Source organism: Kerstersia similis (genome assembly GCF_965139615.1).
GTDB lineage: Bacteria > Pseudomonadota > Gammaproteobacteria > Burkholderiales > Burkholderiaceae_B > Kerstersia > Kerstersia similis.
Map to the genome: position 1 here is coordinate 306,913 of NZ_CBCSIQ010000001.1, position 16,581 is coordinate 323,493.

Sequence of the window (16,581 nt, forward strand, 5' to 3'; positions counted from 1 at the left end):
GCAGGGCAAGGCGAGAGGCCACGGCGTCATGCCGGGCATTCGGATTGCTATCTTCAGAATAATTAGTTGCATGATGATAAACTAATTCCGGTTGCCAGAACAATGCAGCAGGAAAAGGACGAAATACATGGAAACCGTTAGCGCAAAGCCGCAGCGTGGCCGGCCGCGTTCCATCACGCGCGAGCGCATTGCGGCAGTGGGCATGGAGATGGGGCTGACAAAACTGACGTTTGTGGGGGTGGCCGCCCGGCTGGGCGTGAGCCATATGGCGCTCTACAAGCACGTTGAAAATCTGGAGGCGCTCAAGCGTTTGGTGGCCGAAGAAATTTTCTGTGGCTGGCAGATGCCTGAGAGTGCAGGCCCGCCGCAAGAGTCACTGGAAAGCTACCTGCGCAATTTCAGCATCTCTTTGCGTGAGCTGGTGCGCAGGCATCAAGGCCTGGCGCCTTATCTGATACGGCGCCGGGCCACCACGCCCGGCATGATGGAACGCATCTATGCCCATCAGGATTGGGTGGCCTGTCGTTACGGGCTGACGCAGGCGCGTTCGCGTTGGCTGATGGCGACCGTCGCTTTCCACTGCATTGCCCTGGCCGATGCAGTCTATGCCGCTGTGATGGATGAGGGGGCGGTATTGCCGGACGAGGATGAGGAGATCCTCGCGATTGAAGCCGAGTTTGATCGAGGCATGCAGGCCTTGATTCATGGAGCTTTGCACATGGCTTAGGGGGGGGGCGTTGCGGCTGTCATGCGGGCAGCCAGGGTTCGGCGTCGCTCCAGCCGTCAGCAGCGGGCTGGGGTGTTCGGCGCGAGGCAGCCGGTCGAGGGTACCCCTGCAAACAGATGTTAGTAAATGCATAAAAATTCGTTTGAACATGCCCATGGGTTATTTAGACTGACCTGTCTGCCGTGCGTTTTCTGGCGCGGCCGGTAGCGGATACCGGTGGGTTGCGGCAGTGCATGAACGAAGGGTTGAGAATGGACAAACGAGAATTTCTTCTGTCGGGCGTGAAGGCCGGCCTTGTGTTGAGTCTGCCGGGCAGTCTGGCCGCATACGCCAGTCCGGTTCCGCGTGGCGAGCCCGTGGTGGAAACGGCGGCGGGGCGTGTGCGTGGGGTGCAGAACAATCAAGGCTACGCGTTTCGCGGGATTCCTTATGGCGAAACGACGGCAGGGGCCAATCGTTTCCAGCCGCCGGTGAAAAAACAACCCTGGGCCGGCGTACGCGACGCCACCCGGCACGGTGCCAGCGCACCGCAGCTCAAGGGGGCGTCCGTCGCCGAGTTTGCCTGGTACTGGTCAGATGTCGCCGCCGATGAGGACTGCCTGTCGCTGGCCGTCTATACCCCGGCCATCAATGACGGCAAGAAACGGCCGGTGCTGTTCTGGCTGCATGGTGGCGCGTTCTCCGCCGGGGCGGGGACGTCTGATGGCTTCGACGGCAGCTTCCTGGCGCAAAGTCAGGATGTCGTCGTGGTGTCCGTGAATCATCGTCTCAATGTATTCGGTTCGATCTATCCGGGTGACGGCGCCGCGGGCTTCGCGCCTGAATCCGCCAACCTGGGGGTGCTCGATCAGGTCGAAGCGCTGCGCTGGGTGCGGGAAAACATTGCCGGTTTTGGTGGTGATCCTGACAATGTCACGATTTTCGGCCAGTCTGGCGGCGCTGCCAAAGTGACGGCCTTGCTGGGCCTGCCGGCAGCCAAGGGTCTGTTTCATAAGGCGATCGTGCAGAGCGGGTCGGGCTTGTGGCGTCTGGGCAGCCAGGAAAAGGCAGCGCGCGCCACATATGCGCTGCTGCAGGAACTGGAGCTGGATGCCAGCCAGGCGGCGCGCATGCAACAACTGCCGACGGCGCAGATCCTGGCGGCCTATGGCAAAGTGCTGGCCAAGACCGGTGGCGTCAGCGAGTTTCGTCCGACGCTGGACGGCATCGTTTTCAGCGAGGAGCCCTATGACCCGCGGGCGTTGTCGCTGGCGGCGGATGTGCCGGTGCTGGTGGGATACGCCCAGGACGAAGCGACATTCTTCCTGGCGGGCAACCCGGCCAATTTCAGTATCAGCCAGGCGCAGCTCGAAGGCCGGGTGCAGAAGTTCCTGCAGCTGACCGATGCACAGACCCGGGAAATCCTGCAAAGCTATGCCGAGCGCTATCCGGGCAGTACGCCGGCCCGTCAGTTGGTTGCCATTGCCGGTGATTACAACTACAAGCTGCCGACCTTGGCATTTGCCGACCGGCAAGCCGATTTGAATGGGGCTGCGGTGTATGCCTACGAGTTCGATTGGAAATCTCCGGCGCGCGAAGGCGTGCTGGGGGCGGCGCATACCTCGGAAGTCCCCTTTGTTTTTGGCACGCTGGATGCGGCGCGGGCACTGGTGCAAGCCAGCCCGGATCAAATACAGGTGCGGGATCGCCTGGGGGCGATCTGGGGCCAGTTTGCGCGGACCGGCAATCCCAATTCCGGGGAGTCGGGCGTTGCGGGCTGGGAACGCTATGAACGCGGCCAACGCCAGACGGCGCGTATCGGCGGCAGCTGGACGGTGGTTGGCAACCCCGAGGCCCACGCACGTGAGGCACTGGCAGAGATCCCGCTGTATGAGTACAGCTTTCCCGTGTCCTTCGTGAAGGACTGAGCGTGGGGCAAAGGCCTGGCCTGGCGGGCCAGGCCTGCCGCGATAGACGGGCGCCATCGCCCATTGCCGCACACGGGCGTGCGCGTTGCGCCAGGCTGCCGCTGCGTTTGGGCTGGCCGGCTTAACCGGCCTGTTCTGCCTGCCCGGTGTAATACACGCAGATGCGCTGCCCGCCGATGTCATGCACGGCAATGGGCGTTTCGTACAACTCGCTCAGCAAGTCGCTGCGTACCAGTTCTGCCGGTGAGCCATGGTGGGCCAGGCGTCCCTGGCGCATGGCAATGATGGCGTCGGCATAGCAGGAAGCGAAATTGATGTCATGCAGAACCAGTACGACGGTTTTGCCCAAGGTATCCGCCGCATGGCGCAGGGTACGCATCATGGCCACGGCGTGCTGCATATCCAGGCCGTTGAGGGGTTCATCGAGCAGGACGTAGTCCGTATCCTGGCATAACACCATGGCAACGAAGGCACGCTGGCGCTGTCCGCCGGACAGCTCATCGAGGAAACGATGCGACAGCTGCTCCATATCCATGTAGCGCAGCGCCATGCTGATCTGCCGGGCATCCTCTTCGGGCGTGCTTAGCCCCTTATGGGGGAAGCGACCGAAAGCGACCAGGTCGCGGACGGTCAGGCGCACAGGCAGATGATTATCCTGGCGCAGGATGGCCAGGCGCCGCGCCAGCTCCTTGCTGCTGGTTCGGGTGACATCCAGGCCGTCGATCAGGACCGAGCCGCTATCCATGGGCAAGAGCCGGCTGATCATGGAGAGCAGGGTGGATTTGCCCGCGCCATTGGGGCCGATGATGGCCGTGACGCCTCCCGAGGGAATGCCCAGGGAAACGCCATCGACGACCAGCGTATTGCCGTAGCGTTTGCTGACTTGGGAAACTTCTATCATTTCATCGCCTTGCGGGTAACCATGAGCAGGAACAGCAGCCCGCCCGTGAATTCGATCACGACGCTGATCGCCGTTTCCAGATGCAGGACATGTTCCAGCAAGGTCTGGCCGCCCACCAGGAGGATGATGGCGATCAGAATGGCGGCAGGCAGCGTCAGGCGGTGCCGGTCGCAATCCATCACGTGATAGGCGAGATTGCTGACCAGCAGGCCGAGGAAGGTGATGGGCCCGACCAGGGCGGTCGAAACCGCAACCAGGACGGCAATCACGACCAGCGTTTGCATGACGGTGCGCTGATACGGAACGCCCAGGTTGACGGCAATGTCGCGCCCCAGCGCCAGCACGTCATAGCGCGGCAGCAGGCGCAGCGCCCATAGGGCCGCGCAGACCAGCAGCACGGCGCTCATGCCCAGGAGCTTGGGTTCAATCGAGTTGAACGAGGCGAACAACTTGTCCTGCACGATCACGAACTCATTGGGGTCGATCAGGCGCATCAGAAGATTGGCCAGGCTGCGAAACAGCAGCCCGAAGGTAATGCCGACCAGTATCAGGCGGTGCAGGCTTTGCGTGCTGTCGGTAAACAGCCAGCGAAACAGCAGGCAGGCCAGGCCGGTCATGATGGCCACCTGGGCCAGAAACTGCCAGCCATCGGCCTGTGAAATCGAATCCAGTGTTGCCCCCAGCCCGAATGCAGTCGCCGCCTGGATCAAGGTATAGAGCGCGTCGAAGCCGATCAGCGCCGGGGTGAGAATCCGGTTGTGGGTGATGGTCTGGAAGAGGACAGTCGAGATGGCAATGGCGCAGGCGACCAGCAGCATGGTCGCCAGCTTGATGCCACGAAAGGCGAGAATGAAACCCCAATCGCCGGATGTGCCGGTGGTCATGAAGGCGGCAATGGCGAGCAGTGCGAGCAGAGCCAGCGGCAGCAGGCGCCAGGCGCGCCTGGCTGATAGGTCGGCGGTGGCAGGCCGGGGAGCGGCTGCCCTAGGGAAAGCGTCCGTATCCGGCATCAGGCAGCTCCGTTTCTGTTGCGCAGAATCAGATAGAGAAACAGGAGGCAGCCCAGGATGCCCATGGTGACACCGATGGGAATCTCATATGGCGGATTGATCAGGCGGCCGGCGATATCGCACAGCAGCGCCAGGCCGCCGCCCATCAAGGCGATCCAGGGCAGCGAACGGTGCATGTTGTCGCCCATGATCAGGCTGATGACGTTGGGCACGACCAGGCCGAGAAAGGGAATATTGCCGGCGGTAATGACAACGACAGTGGAAACGGCCGCGACAATGATCAGCCCGGCAAGCGTCAGGGTGCGGTGATTCAAGCCCAAATTGGTACTGAAACGCTGGCCCATGCCCATGACCGTGAAACGGTCCGCGGCCAGGTAGGCCGTACAGGCCAGGGCAAAACCGATCCAGAGCAGTTCGTAGCGTCCTCGCAGCACGCCGGAAAAATCACCGGTGGTCCAGGCATGCAAGGATTGCAGCATGTCGTAGCGATAGGCAAAGAAATTCGTGACGGCGCTGACGATACCGCCCAGCACCAGTCCGACCAATGGCACCAGAAAGGGCGAACGCAGTGGTGTGCGGCGCAGAATTACCAGGAACAGCATGGTGCCGCCCATGGCGAAGGCGCCGGCCACCAGCATGCGGCCAATGACGGAAATCTCGGGCATGACCAGGGCGACGAACAGAATGCCCAGCATGGCAGATTCCACTGTGCCGGTCGTAGAGGGCTCGACATAGCGGTTTTGCACCAGCACCTGCATCAGCAGGCCGGCCACGGCCAGAGAGATGCCTGCCAGCAGCAGGGCGACGGTACGCGGCAATCGGCTGGCCATCAGGAGTGACCAGGCATCGGCGGCATCGTCTTGCCAGAGGTCGCTCAGGCGCAGGTCCACCGCGCCGATGAACAGACTGATGACAAACAGCACGGCAATCCCGCCGCAGGCCGGCAAAAGCCAGAATGCGGACGGGGTATGCCGGCGTGCCGCGCTAGGGGCGGCAACGGCGGAATTACTGCTTGGCATCGAAGGCAGCGTTCAACTGATCGACGTTCTGTTGCATGGCTGTCAGCCCGGCGCTGCCCAGCAGGTACCAATTGGCGGCATCCAGGTAAACCACCTGGTCTTTCTTCCAGGCTTCGGTCTTGCGCACCAGTTCATTGTCCAGCAGGCGCTGTGCAGAGGTGCCTTCGCGTCCGATGGCGGCGTCGCGGTCGATCACGAACAGCCATTCGGGATTGGTCTTCAGAATGTATTCGAAGGAAACCGCCTGGCCATGCAGCGATGTTTTCAGGTTGGGGTCGGCAGCAGCAATGCCGAAAGCGTCGTGCAGCACGCCAAAGCGGGACCCGGGGCCATAGGCACTCATTTTGCCGCCCGTGGTCAGGATGATCAGGCCGGGGCCGGCTTGTGCGCCCTTGGCCTTCAGTGCGTCGATGGATGCGTACAGGGCCTGCAGCTTGGCGTCGGCAGTCTCTTCCTTATCGAACAGGTCGGCAAGCAGTTTGGTGTTGTGCTCCAGGCTGCCCAGCAGGTTAGTCGCGTCGGATGTCAGGTCGATGGTCGGCGCAATGCGCTTGAGCATGTCGTACTTTGGGGCCGAACGGCCCGCCACCAGGACCAGATCCGGCTTGGCCGCATTAATGGCTTCATAGTTGGGTTCGAATGATGTGCCGGCCTTCAGTACATCGGCAGCAGCATATTTCTGCAGTCGTTCCGGCAGGACGGCAGCGCTAGGTACGCCAGCCACAGGAACGCCCAGCGTATCCAGGGTATCCAGCGTGGCGAAATCCAGCACGATGATTTTTTCCGGTTTGGCCGGCAAGGTGGTGCTGCCCTGTACATGCTGAATCTGCACGGGTTCAGCCTGTGCCGTGAGCATGGTGCTGCCCAGTATGGCGGCCAGGACGGGCGTCAGGCAGACGCGCAGAACACGGCGGGAAAAGGGGAGCTTGCCCGCGGCGGGCTGTTGGGTTTCGCGATGCACGGCTTTATTCCTATAAGAATACGTTTCATTCATGACTCAGGGCCGTTTGCTGCGCTGAGAAAGCAGTGGCAGCGGCCGGCGGGCGCAGGACGAAGATTTCATGCAGCCGCCTTTATATCTCCATATGCCTTGCCGGGGCAAACGTTTCGAGTCGGGCGGCCAGGGAGAAACCAGGGAGGATTGCTCACAGGGCGTGGCGAGACGGCTTGCAATAAATGGTTGTTACAAACTGTGGGATAAGGTCGTCATGAAAGCTTTATTGAGTCATTATCTAATATTGCGTGTGTCCTTGGGTGTGTCTGGCTGGTCATGCCATTACCGTGGCATGCCAGGGCGGCTTGCGCCCGTCTCTTATTCAGGAATGAGCAATGAGTCAGATCAAGAAGGTGGCAGTCGTTGGAACCGGTGTGCTGGGTTCGCAGATCGCGTTTCAAAGTGCGTACAGCGGTTTTGAAGTGACGGCTTATGCTGTCACCGCCGCTTCAGCCGAGCAGGCCAGCAAGCGTTTTGCTGAGCTGGCAGAGACCTATCTGAGCGAAGTGCCGGGTGCGGCCGATGGCAAAACCGAGGCGGCGGCAGCACGTTTGCGGCTCAGCACGGATCTGGCGGACGCGGTGGCGGATGCGGATCTGGTGATCGAAGCCATTCCGGAGGTCTTGTCGATCAAGCAGGAAACCTATGGCAAGCTGGCCCGCCTGGCACCGGCAAAAACCATTTTCGCGACGAATTCATCCACATTGCTGCCCAGCGCCATCAAAGATTCCACCGGCCGTCCTGATCGCTTCCTGGCACTGCATTTTGCCAATCAGATCTGGAAATTCAATACCGCCGAAATCATGGGCACGGTGGATACGGACCCGGCAGTGTTCGATACCTTGGTGCAGTTCGCCAAGGATATCGGCATGGTGCCCATCCCTGTGCGCAAGGAAAAAGCGGGCTATGTGCTCAACTCACTGCTGGTGCCGCTGCTGAATGCTGCGGCCGATCTGGCGGCTGGCGGGTACGCGGATCCTCATGATGTGGACAAGGTCTGGCGTGTGGCAACGGGAGCCCCCATGGGGCCGTTCCAGATTTATGACATCATCGGCTTGAATACGCCCTACAACATCCTGTCCCAGGGCGGCGAGCATGAGCGCAAGCTGGCTGCCTGGCTGAAGGAAAACTATATCGACCAGGGCAAGCTGGGTATGTCCACGGGCGAGGGCTTCTACCGCTACAAGAAGTAGCCCGCCTGCCTGGAATGAATGGCCGGGCGCCGGGTGCTGGGCGATGCGCCCGGCGCTCAAAGCTGTTCCCTGGGCGAAGAAAAATCGACGCAGGCCGCCAGCATGTCTTGCATGGCCAGGATCAGCGGACGTTCGTCGCCCCGGCGCCATTGCACCGAATACAGTAGCGGCGTCAGGGGCTGCCGGTGCTCCAGGCGCACCAGCGGATAAGTGTCCTCCGAGTGCAAGGCCCAGCCGCTAGGCAGAAAACCTACCCCCAGGCCACGCCGCAGCATCCCGGCAACGGCTGTCCAGTTATTGCAGGACAGGCGTGTCACATGCTGGATATGTTGCCCCATCAGCCAGTCATCCAGAATGCGGGTGGTGCCTGCGCCGGCGGGCAGCGTAATCAAGGGGACTTCCTGCAGCAAGGCAGCCACATCGCGTTGCCGGGGCCTGCGGCCGGCCAGCAGGCCGGGAGCGGCGACCCACTCGAAGTCCGCCCGCCCGATGGGCTGAGACAGAATATCGCTGCGTGAGGATCGCCCCGCGATGACGGCCAGATCCAATTTGCCAGCCGCCAGGCGCTGCTCCAGCGGCGCACCCATATCGACATCCAGCGCCAGCTGCAGGGCCGGGTGCCGGGCACGCACCTGCGCAGCGAACGCAGGCAGCCAGCTCAAGGCCGACAATTCCCCCACACCCAGTTCGAAGCTGCCGCTCAGGCCGGCTTCCTGATTGCTGGCCGCCTGCTGCAGGGCCTGTGCGGCATCCAGCGCACCCAGGGCAACGGGTAGCAGCCGCTGGCCTTCGTGAGTCAGGGTGGCGCGGTTGCCGCGCCGGTCGAACAGTTGCACGCCCAGGGCGGTTTCCAGTTCGCTGATCCGTTTGGAGAGTGAAGACAGTGAAAGATGCAGCCGCTGGGCGGCCGTGGCGAAGTTGGCGCAGGTTGCTGCCCGGTAGAAGGCTTCGATCTGTTTGAGGGTGGGAGGCATCATGGCGTGTGGAACAGTGAAGGGGAGAAGATCCGCAGTCTGTGTGCAGATCACGGGGCAGGCAGACCGGTGTGGGCGCTAGGGGTTAACACCAGTTTTTGCCAGTGCCGCCAGGATGTTTTGCGGACGCTGGGTCAGCCAGGATGGCCGGCGCAGCCAGCAAAGCCGCCATCCCAAGTGGCTGGCCCGGTTTTATGTTCGATTTTATTCAATCTAAGGCCGGTGTTTATTTCAATTTACCAAAGAAATTGCCATTTTTAGAATGCGTGCCATTGTCGTATCCAAGGCGCAGCACCCATGTCATCCTCTTCATCGAATGCCGGCCCCAGGGCCGAGGCGAATGTCAGTTCGAATGCCCGTGCGCTGCGCAAGCTGCGTGGTGTTTTGAACTTGCAGGATTTCGAGCATCGTGCCCGGCGTCATTTGCCACGGCCATTGTTCGAGTATGTGGCCGGGACGGTGGAAGACGGCCGTGCCGGGCGAGATAACCAGCAGGCCTTGCTGGAATACGGCTTGCTGCCGCGCATTCTCACCGATGTGTCCGGGCGCAGCCAGAAAGTGGAGTTGTTCGGCCGTACCTACGACAGTCCTTTCGGGATTGCACCCATGGGACTGGCCGCCTTGACGGCCTACCGGGGCGACATCGTTCTGGCGCGTGCGGCACGCGCTGCCAATATCCCTGCCGTGCTGAGCGGGACTTCTGTCATTCCGCTGGAGTCGGTCATGGATGAGGTGCCGGGCACCTGGTTCCAGGCGTACCTGCCCGGGGATTCCGAGCGTATTGCCGCCCTGCTGGATCGCGTGGCGCGCACCGGGTGCGATACCTTGGTCGTGACTGTCGATATTCCCGTGAATGCCAACCGGGAAAACAATATCCGTGCCGGATTTTCCACACCGCTCAAGCCCAGCTTGCGCCTGGCATGGGATGGGCTGACACGGCCCTCCTGGCTGTTGGGCACTTTCCTGCGCACCCTGGCGCGTCATGGCATGCCACATTTCGAGAATTCATTTGCGACGCGCGGCGCACCCATCCTGTCCGCCACCGTATTGCGCGACTTCAGCGCCAGGGATCACCTCAATTGGCGTCATTTCGCGGAAATCCGCCGGCAATGGCGCGGCAATCTGGTCATCAAGGGCATTCTGCATCCGGCAGATGCGCGCCTGGCCCGGGAGCATGGCGCGGATGCCGTGATTGTTTCCAACCATGGCGGCCGCCAGCTCGATGGCGCGATTTCACCGCTGCGTTCGTTGCAGGCAGTCGTGGCCGCTGTCCCCGACCTGCCCGTGCTGGTCGATAGCGGTTTCCGGCGCGGTTCGGATGTCATGGTTGCGCTGGCGATGGGCGCACGCATGGTGTTTGTCGGGCGCCCCTTCAACTATGCCGCCGCTATCGCCGGCGAAGCGGGCGTCGCCCATGCCATCAATCTGTTGCGTGAAGAAATCGACCGCAACATGGGCATGCTGGGCATTAACCGTTGCGATGAATTGACCCCCGCGTGCCTGGTGCCGCGCACCGTTTCCTGATCCCACTCTTAGCGAGGACACACCATGTCTAGCCATCCTCAAACCGAAACTGCGGCCTTGTGCCGGGCACCGCTGGCGCACTTTGAAGCACCGGCCTTCGATGTGCCGCCAGGGGCTGTTGATACCCATGCCCATGTCGTGGCCGCCAGCGCTGCCTACCCGATGGTGGCAAATCGCAGCTATACGCCGCCGCCCGCGCCTGAGCAAAAGTACCTGGCCATGCTGGACAGCAATCACATGAGCTATGGCGTGCTGATACAGATCAGTGTCTATGGCACGGATAACCGCTACATGCTGGAAGTGCTGCAGCGCAATCCGCAGCGTTTGCGCGGGATTGCCGTGGTCGATGCGGACATCAGCGATCAGGAACTGGAAGCCATGCATGCTGCCGGCGTGCGCGGTTTGCGCATCAACGTGCTGTTTGGCGGCGGTATCGGCTTTGATGCCATGGAGCGGCTGGCCGCGCGCATCGCACCGCTGGGCTGGCATATGCAGTTCCTCATGGATGTGCGGGATCTGCCCGAACTGATGCCGCGCATGACGCGCCTGCCGGTGCCGGGCGTGATCGACCACATGGGGCACGCCCCGGTTTCCATGGGGCTGGATGCGCCGGGCTATCAGGCCATGCGCAGTCTGGTGGCGGACCACGGCTTCTGGGTCAAGCTCTCGGGCGCCTATCGCATCAGTGACGATTTTGAAGCATTCCGCGATGTCGCGCCCTTGGCGCAATCGCTGATTGAACTGGCGCCGGACCGCATGGTCTGGGGCAGTGATTGGCCGCACGTGGCGCGCGAGCAGATGCCGGACACCGGGAAATTGCTCAACCTGTTGCCGCAGTGGGCCCCGGATGCGCAGGTGCGTCGCCGCATTCTGGTCGATAACCCGGCGCGTCTCTATGGCTTTCCTGCCACACCGGTTTGAACGGCGGCAGGCAGCCTGGTGGCAAACAGACATTCATAAACAGGAGACAGGATCATGAGCTGGTATTCGGAACTATCCCCCAAAGAACGAAAAACCTTTATTGCTGCATTCGGCGGCTGGGCGCTGGATGCGCTGGATTTCATGGTGTTCACCTTCGTCATCACGACGTTGATCACCTTGTTCAATATCGACCGCACCCAGGCAGGGATGCTGGGCACGGTGACTCTGTTGTTTTCGGCCCTGGGCGGTTGGCTGGCCGGTATCCTGGCGGATCGTTATGGCCGGGTGCGGGTGTTGCAGGCAACCATTCTCTGGTTCTCGCTGTGCACGGTACTGATCGGCTTTGCCCAGAACTTCGAGCAGGTGTTTGTATTGCGTGCGCTGCAAGGCCTGGGCTTCGGCGGCGAGTGGGCGGTGGGCTCGGTGCTGATGGGCGAAATCGTCCGCACACAGTACCGCGGCCGCGCGGTTGGCACGGTGCAAAGCGGGTGGGCGATTGGCTGGGGCCTGGCCGCACTGCTTTATACCTTGGCGTTCACTGTCCTGCCTGAAGAATGGGCCTGGCGTTCGCTGTTCTGGATTGGTGTGATCCCGGCGCTGTTGGTGCTGTATATCCGCCGCCATGTGCCTGAACCCGAAATCTTCGAGCGCACCAAGAAAGAACAGGCCAGCCGTGGCGAACGCAGCTCGCCGTGGAAAATCTTCTCCCCGGCCTTGCTCAAGACCACGGTGCTGAGCGCCATTCTGTGCACCGGCGTGCAGGGCGGCTATTACGCCGTGACAACCTGGTTGCCCACCTTCCTGAAGAGTGAGCGCCAGCTGTCCGTCGTGGGCACAGGCGGCTATCTGATGGTCATTATTGTGGGTTCGTTCATCGGCTATATCGTGGGCGCCTATCTGACGGATCGTCTGGGGCGTCGGGCGAACCTGCTGATCTTTGCAGTGATTTCCTGCATCAGCGTCTATGCCTACACGCAGTTTCAGCTGAGCAATGAGCAGATGTTGTATCTGGGTTTCCCCTTGGGGTTTGCCGCTTCCGGGATATTCAGTGGCATGGGGGCATATTTGACGGAGCTGTTCCCATCGGATGTACGCGCCACCGGCCAGGGGTTCGCCTATAACTTCGGCCGTGGCGTCGGCGCGCTGTTTCCCAGCCTCGTCGGTTATCTGTCCGGCGTGACGGGCTTGGGCATGGCCATCGGCATTTTTGCAGGAACGGCCTACGCTGTCGTGCTGGTCACTGCCTTGCTGCTGCCGGAAACCAAAGGGCGGGAAATTCAGTAAGGCCCGGTGCAGGCAGGTCTGGTGGTTCTGGCGGGCGCCCGGGCAGTTGCCGGGCACCGTCGAATCCTCGGGCGGCGCGGGCGGATAGCCGGGCTGCGCCAGCCTGCCGAGAGTGGTTTGAGTAAATTGGCAAAGGGTTTACAATAACCCGTAAGCTAATTGCAGGAAGTCTGTCTGGCACAGACCTTGCATAACTCCTAGGCGGCTTGCCGGGCTTACGCCCCAAGCCGCTTTTTGTTTGCCCGCGCATTTTGCGCAAGCGTATCCAGTTTTGGGAATTGCTGAAATATCATGATGGGCGATTGGTTGCTTCCGGAAGGGATTGCCGACACATTGCCGGCAGAAGCACGACGTATCGAAGAGCTGCGCCGCAAGTTGCTGGATCTCTACCGGGTTTATGGCTATGAGCTGGTGGCGCCGCCACTGGTCGAATACATAGATTCACTGTTGTCAGGTACCGGTCGGGATCTGAGTCTGCGTACATTCAAGCTGGTGGATCAGCTGTCTGGCCGCACGCTGGGCATACGCGCTGACATGACGCGTCAAGTGACGCGCATCGACGCACACTTGCTGAACCGCGACGCAGTGACGCGTTTGTGCTATTGCGGTTCGGTGCTGCATACGCGGCCCGCCGGTTTGCTGTCGCAGCGCGAATTGCTGCAGATCGGCGCTGAACTGTATGGTCATGCCGGTGTGGAAGCCGACCTTGAAATCGTTCGTCTGGCCTTTGCCAGCGCCCGCATGGCGGGCGTCGAGGATGCCCGGCTGGATCTGTATCACCCGGGGCTGGCCCAGGCCATTCTGGAGTCCGATCCGGCCATCCGGGCCCATGCCGAAGCGGTGTACACCCTGTTGCGCGACAAGGATATTCCCGGCCTGCGTGAGCTGGCTGCCGTCGCCACTGGCGTGGCGCCTGCGACCTGGGCCGCCCTGGAGCGCCTGCCCAGTCTCTATGGCGGGCTGGAAGTTCTTGAGCGTGCGCGCCAGAGCCTGCCGGCATTGCCGGGCGTTGCGGCGGCCCTTGATCAGTTGCAAACCATGGCGCAAGCGCTGGATGTGCCGTGCATCAGTATTGACCTGGCGGAAGTGGGGGGCTACGGCTATCACTCTGGTGTGACTTTCGCCATTTACGCGCAAGGCTGGCACGATGAAATCGTGCGTGGCGGCCGCTACGACAAGGTCGGTGAGTCCGGCTTGCGGGCGCGCCCGGCCACGGGTTTCAGCCTGGATTTGCGCAAGCTGGCGGCCGGCCTGAAACCGGCCCAGGCGTCCCCGGCGATCCGTGCACCCTGGAGCACGGACCCCATCCTGGAAAAAGTCGTGCAGGAACTGCGCAGCCGCGGCGAGGTCGTGGTGCAGATGTTGCCTGGCCATGAGCATGAACAGGATGAGTTCTTCTGCGACAGGGAACTTTACGAACAAGAAGGCGCCTGGAAGTTGCGGTCGCTGGAACGTGCCTGAGATCGGCATGTCACCAGAGCGGGGGCCGTCTAGGCGTCCGTTCCAGGGCTTTTCCGGATTTGAATCTACTTTTTTCGACTACAGACATGGCTAAGAACGTAGTAGTGATTGGCACCCAGTGGGGTGATGAGGGCAAGGGCAAGATCGTCGATTGGCTGGCTGAATCGGCCCAGGGCGTCGTGCGTTTTCAAGGTGGTCACAATGCAGGCCACACGCTCTGGATCAACGGCAAGAAAACCGTACTGCGCTTGATCCCCTCGGGCATCATGCACCCCGGCGTGACTTGCTATATCGGCAATGGCGTGGTGCTGTCGCCGCAGGCGCTGATGACGGAAGTGGCCGAGCTGGAAGCCGCCGGCCTGGATGTGCGCTCGCGCCTGAAGATTTCTGAGGCCTGCACGCTGATCCTGCCGTATCACATCGCTGTGGATCAGGCGCGTGAAGCCCGCAAGGGCGAGGGCAAGATCGGCACGACCGGCCGTGGCATCGGCCCGGCCTATGAAGACAAGGTCGGCCGCCGCGCATTGCGTGTCCAGGATCTGTACGACGAAGCCCACTTCGCCGCCAAGCTGGAAGAAGTGCTGGATTACCACAATTTCATGCTGACGCAGTACCTCGGCGCCGACGCAGTCGATTTCCAGAAGGTGCTGGACGAAGCACTGGCTTTTGCTCCCATCATCAAGCCGATGGTCGCGGATGTCTCCACGCTGCTGTTCGAAGCCCGTGAAGCCGGCCAGCATCTGCTGTTCGAAGGTGCGCAAGGCGCACTGCTGGATGTGGACCACGGTACCTATCCCTTCGTGACCAGCAGCAACTGCGTGGCAGGTGCGGCTTCGGCTGGCGCCGGTGTCGGGCCTCAGGCGCTGTCCTATGTGCTGGGCATCACTAAGGCCTACGCCACGCGTGTCGGTTCGGGCCCGTTCCCCACGGAGCTGCATGACGACATCGGCGCTCACCTGGCCAAGGTTGGCAAGGAGTTCGGCGCTGTCACGGGCCGTCCGCGTCGCTGCGGCTGGTTCGATGGCGCAGCGCTGAAGCGCTCGGTGCGTCTCAATGGCATCAGCGGCCTGTGCATTACCAAGCTGGATGTGCTGGACGGCCTGGAAGAGATCAAGATCGGCGTGGGCTACAACCTGGACGGTAAGTTCGTCGATGTCTTGCCCAGCGGCGCCGCCGCCGTGGCTCGGACGGAAGCGGTCTTTGAAACCCTGCCGGGCTGGACTGAATCCACGGTTGGCGTGCAATTGTTCGATGCGCTGCCCGTGAATGCGCGCCGTTATCTGGAACGCATGGCTGAAGTGTGCGGTGTGCCCATCGCCATGGTTTCCACCGGCCCGGATCGCAACGAAACCATCCTGATGAAGCATCCCTTCAAGGATTGAGCCCTGTTTTTCGGCTGCTTGCCTCTGCAAGTGGCCGATTTGAAAAGACAGGGGACGCCGCTTGGCGTTATGATTTCTGCCGCAGCCATCAGGCTGCGGTTTTTTTTTATCGCCAGGCCGTGAGTGCCGGGGCGGCTGCCTATCCGCTGCCGTCTTGTGAGCTTGCGCTAGCCTGGCATTTTTTGACGTTGCCGGCGGCCTGGATGGCTCTCTGGAACACGCATGGAGTAATGAGTATGGCCCTTCCTGAAAACACTGATAGCGACCTGTGGGTCAGCTGGGAAGAATATAACCGTCTGATCGAAACCCTGTGCCTCAAGGTGTACGAATCGGGCTGGGTATTCGACAAGATTCTGTGCCTGGCTCGTGGCGGCGTGCGTGTTGGGGATGTCATTTCGCGCATCTACGATGTACCGCTGGGCATTCTGGCTACCAGTAGCTATCGGGAAGCAGCCGGCACCCAGCAAGGTGAGCTGGATATTGCGCAATTCATTACGATCACGCGCGGTTCCCTGGACGGCAGGGTCTTGCTGGTTGATGACATGGTCGATACCGGCCTGACTTTCAATCGTGTGCGCGAGCACCTGCGCAAGCAATTCCCGGCCATTACCGAGTTGCGCACGGCCGTGTTGTGGTGGAAGGGCAGGGCACAGGCCACGCCGGACTACTACGTCGATCGCCTGCCGACCAACCCCTGGATTCACCAGCCGTTTGAAGACTACGACAGCCTGCGGCCGCATCAACTGGCGGCCTGGATGCAAAAAGGCGTGCACGACGACTGATTGCGCCGTCCTGGGCTGAGAAAGCCAGGCCTGATCCAAGCGATTGTTGGGACGCTTGGGGCAGGTCTGGTTTTTTTATTTGGCGTCCAGCAGATGCAGGCGCTTGTCGGTAAAGACGCAAAGCACACCGGCGTCGGTATGCATGATTTGATGGTTGAAGTCACAGTACAGGGCTGCGACTTGCAGAGGCAGCTGCTGGTTGCCCCAGCTTGCCGGGCGGAAATAAGCCAGCTCGCCAGGTTTGCAGGCCTTGGCCTCTTCGTCGGAGGAGTACAGGCAGGTATTGTCCTGCGAGATTTTAGATGACTCGCCGCAGCCAGACAAAATGCTGATGGCAGCGACGGCCAGCAGCATGGGGACAGTTCGTTTCATGGTCTCTGATCTGAGGTAATAAAAAAAGAAACCGCACGCGGCGGCAGCCGGGATTATGGCACTCCCGTCCCGAAGCAGCCAGCCTTGCTGCGCGTGGGGTGACGGCGGTAGGGCGGGGGTGGGTCTGATG

General features: G+C 61.4%; 15 protein-coding genes. 9 read left to right on the forward strand and 6 right to left on the reverse strand.

What is annotated here, in order from left to right:
• The first annotated feature begins 127 nt into the window (after nucleotides 1-127).
• Nucleotides 128-727: a TetR/AcrR family transcriptional regulator gene (locus ACNA1V_RS01230; RefSeq protein WP_415831745.1), complete on the forward strand. Its 600-nt coding sequence runs from the start codon at nucleotides 128-130 to the stop codon at nucleotides 725-727.
• A gap of 251 nt (nucleotides 728-978) precedes the next feature.
• Complete coding sequence (locus tag ACNA1V_RS01235; RefSeq protein ID WP_415831746.1) at nucleotides 979-2,634, forward strand: carboxylesterase/lipase family protein; 1,656 nt, start codon at nucleotides 979-981, stop codon at nucleotides 2,632-2,634.
• A gap of 121 nt (nucleotides 2,635-2,755) precedes the next feature.
• Here the strand turns inward: ACNA1V_RS01235 and ACNA1V_RS01240 are convergent, their stop codons facing one another.
• From ACNA1V_RS01240 to ACNA1V_RS01255, 4 genes are read right to left on the reverse strand one after another with little or no spacing between them, the layout of a single operon-like run.
• A complete protein-coding gene (locus ACNA1V_RS01240; RefSeq protein ID WP_415831747.1) occupies nucleotides 2,756-3,535 on the reverse strand; it encodes an iron ABC transporter ATP-binding protein in 780 nt (259 codons plus the stop codon).
• Nucleotides 3,532-4,545, reverse strand: a complete 1,014-nt coding sequence (locus ACNA1V_RS01245) for an iron chelate uptake ABC transporter family permease subunit (protein WP_415831748.1) — start codon at nucleotides 4,543-4,545, stop codon at nucleotides 3,532-3,534. The genes ACNA1V_RS01240 and ACNA1V_RS01245 overlap by 4 nt, the downstream gene beginning before the upstream one ends.
• Nucleotides 4,545-5,564, reverse strand: a complete 1,020-nt coding sequence (locus ACNA1V_RS01250) for an ABC transporter permease (protein WP_415831749.1) — start codon at nucleotides 5,562-5,564, stop codon at nucleotides 4,545-4,547. The genes ACNA1V_RS01245 and ACNA1V_RS01250 overlap by 1 nt, the downstream gene beginning before the upstream one ends.
• Nucleotides 5,551-6,420 (reverse strand): siderophore ABC transporter substrate-binding protein, encoded by an 870-nt coding sequence (locus ACNA1V_RS01255; RefSeq protein WP_415831773.1) that lies wholly within the window; start codon nucleotides 6,418-6,420, stop codon nucleotides 5,551-5,553. Before ACNA1V_RS01255 ends, ACNA1V_RS01250 begins: the two co-directional genes overlap by 14 nt.
• Nucleotides 6,421-6,893: 473 nt before the next feature.
• Between ACNA1V_RS01255 and ACNA1V_RS01260 the strand changes: the two genes are divergently transcribed.
• A complete protein-coding gene (locus ACNA1V_RS01260) occupies nucleotides 6,894-7,751 on the forward strand; it encodes a 3-hydroxyacyl-CoA dehydrogenase (RefSeq protein WP_415831750.1) in 858 nt (285 codons plus the stop codon).
• A 56-nt stretch (nucleotides 7,752-7,807) separates the two neighbouring features.
• Here ACNA1V_RS01260 and ACNA1V_RS01265 read toward each other — a convergent pair whose 3' ends face one another.
• A complete protein-coding gene (locus ACNA1V_RS01265; RefSeq protein ID WP_415831751.1) occupies nucleotides 7,808-8,728 on the reverse strand; it encodes a LysR family transcriptional regulator in 921 nt (306 codons plus the stop codon).
• A gap of 294 nt (nucleotides 8,729-9,022) precedes the next feature.
• Between ACNA1V_RS01265 and ACNA1V_RS01270 the strand changes: the two genes are divergently transcribed.
• From ACNA1V_RS01270 to ACNA1V_RS01295, 6 genes are all read left to right on the forward strand, one after another.
• Entirely contained in the window at nucleotides 9,023-10,249 is a 1,227-nt protein-coding gene (locus ACNA1V_RS01270) for an alpha-hydroxy acid oxidase (protein WP_415831752.1), read from the forward strand.
• A 24-nt stretch (nucleotides 10,250-10,273) separates the two neighbouring features.
• Nucleotides 10,274-11,170 (forward strand): amidohydrolase family protein, encoded by an 897-nt coding sequence (locus ACNA1V_RS01275; RefSeq protein WP_415831753.1) that lies wholly within the window; start codon nucleotides 10,274-10,276, stop codon nucleotides 11,168-11,170.
• 54 nt (nucleotides 11,171-11,224) lie between these two features.
• Entirely contained in the window at nucleotides 11,225-12,454 is a 1,230-nt protein-coding gene (locus tag ACNA1V_RS01280; RefSeq protein WP_415831754.1) for an MFS transporter, read from the forward strand.
• A gap of 294 nt (nucleotides 12,455-12,748) precedes the next feature.
• Nucleotides 12,749-13,915 carry an ATP phosphoribosyltransferase regulatory subunit gene (locus tag ACNA1V_RS01285; RefSeq protein WP_415831774.1) on the forward strand — a complete coding sequence of 389 codons (1,167 nt, stop codon included), beginning with the start codon at nucleotides 12,749-12,751 and terminating at the stop codon, nucleotides 13,913-13,915.
• Between the two features lie 86 nt (nucleotides 13,916-14,001).
• Nucleotides 14,002-15,297 carry an adenylosuccinate synthase gene (locus ACNA1V_RS01290; protein ID WP_415831755.1) on the forward strand — a complete coding sequence of 432 codons (1,296 nt, stop codon included), beginning with the start codon at nucleotides 14,002-14,004 and terminating at the stop codon, nucleotides 15,295-15,297.
• A gap of 236 nt (nucleotides 15,298-15,533) precedes the next feature.
• Nucleotides 15,534-16,079: a phosphoribosyltransferase gene (locus ACNA1V_RS01295; protein ID WP_415831756.1), complete on the forward strand. Its 546-nt coding sequence runs from the start codon at nucleotides 15,534-15,536 to the stop codon at nucleotides 16,077-16,079.
• 75 nt (nucleotides 16,080-16,154) lie between these two features.
• On the opposite strand, the gene ACNA1V_RS01300 is transcribed toward ACNA1V_RS01295, so the two are convergent.
• Nucleotides 16,155-16,581: hypothetical protein (locus ACNA1V_RS01300; RefSeq protein WP_415831757.1), on the reverse strand; the 427-nt coding region annotated here is incomplete at its 5' end.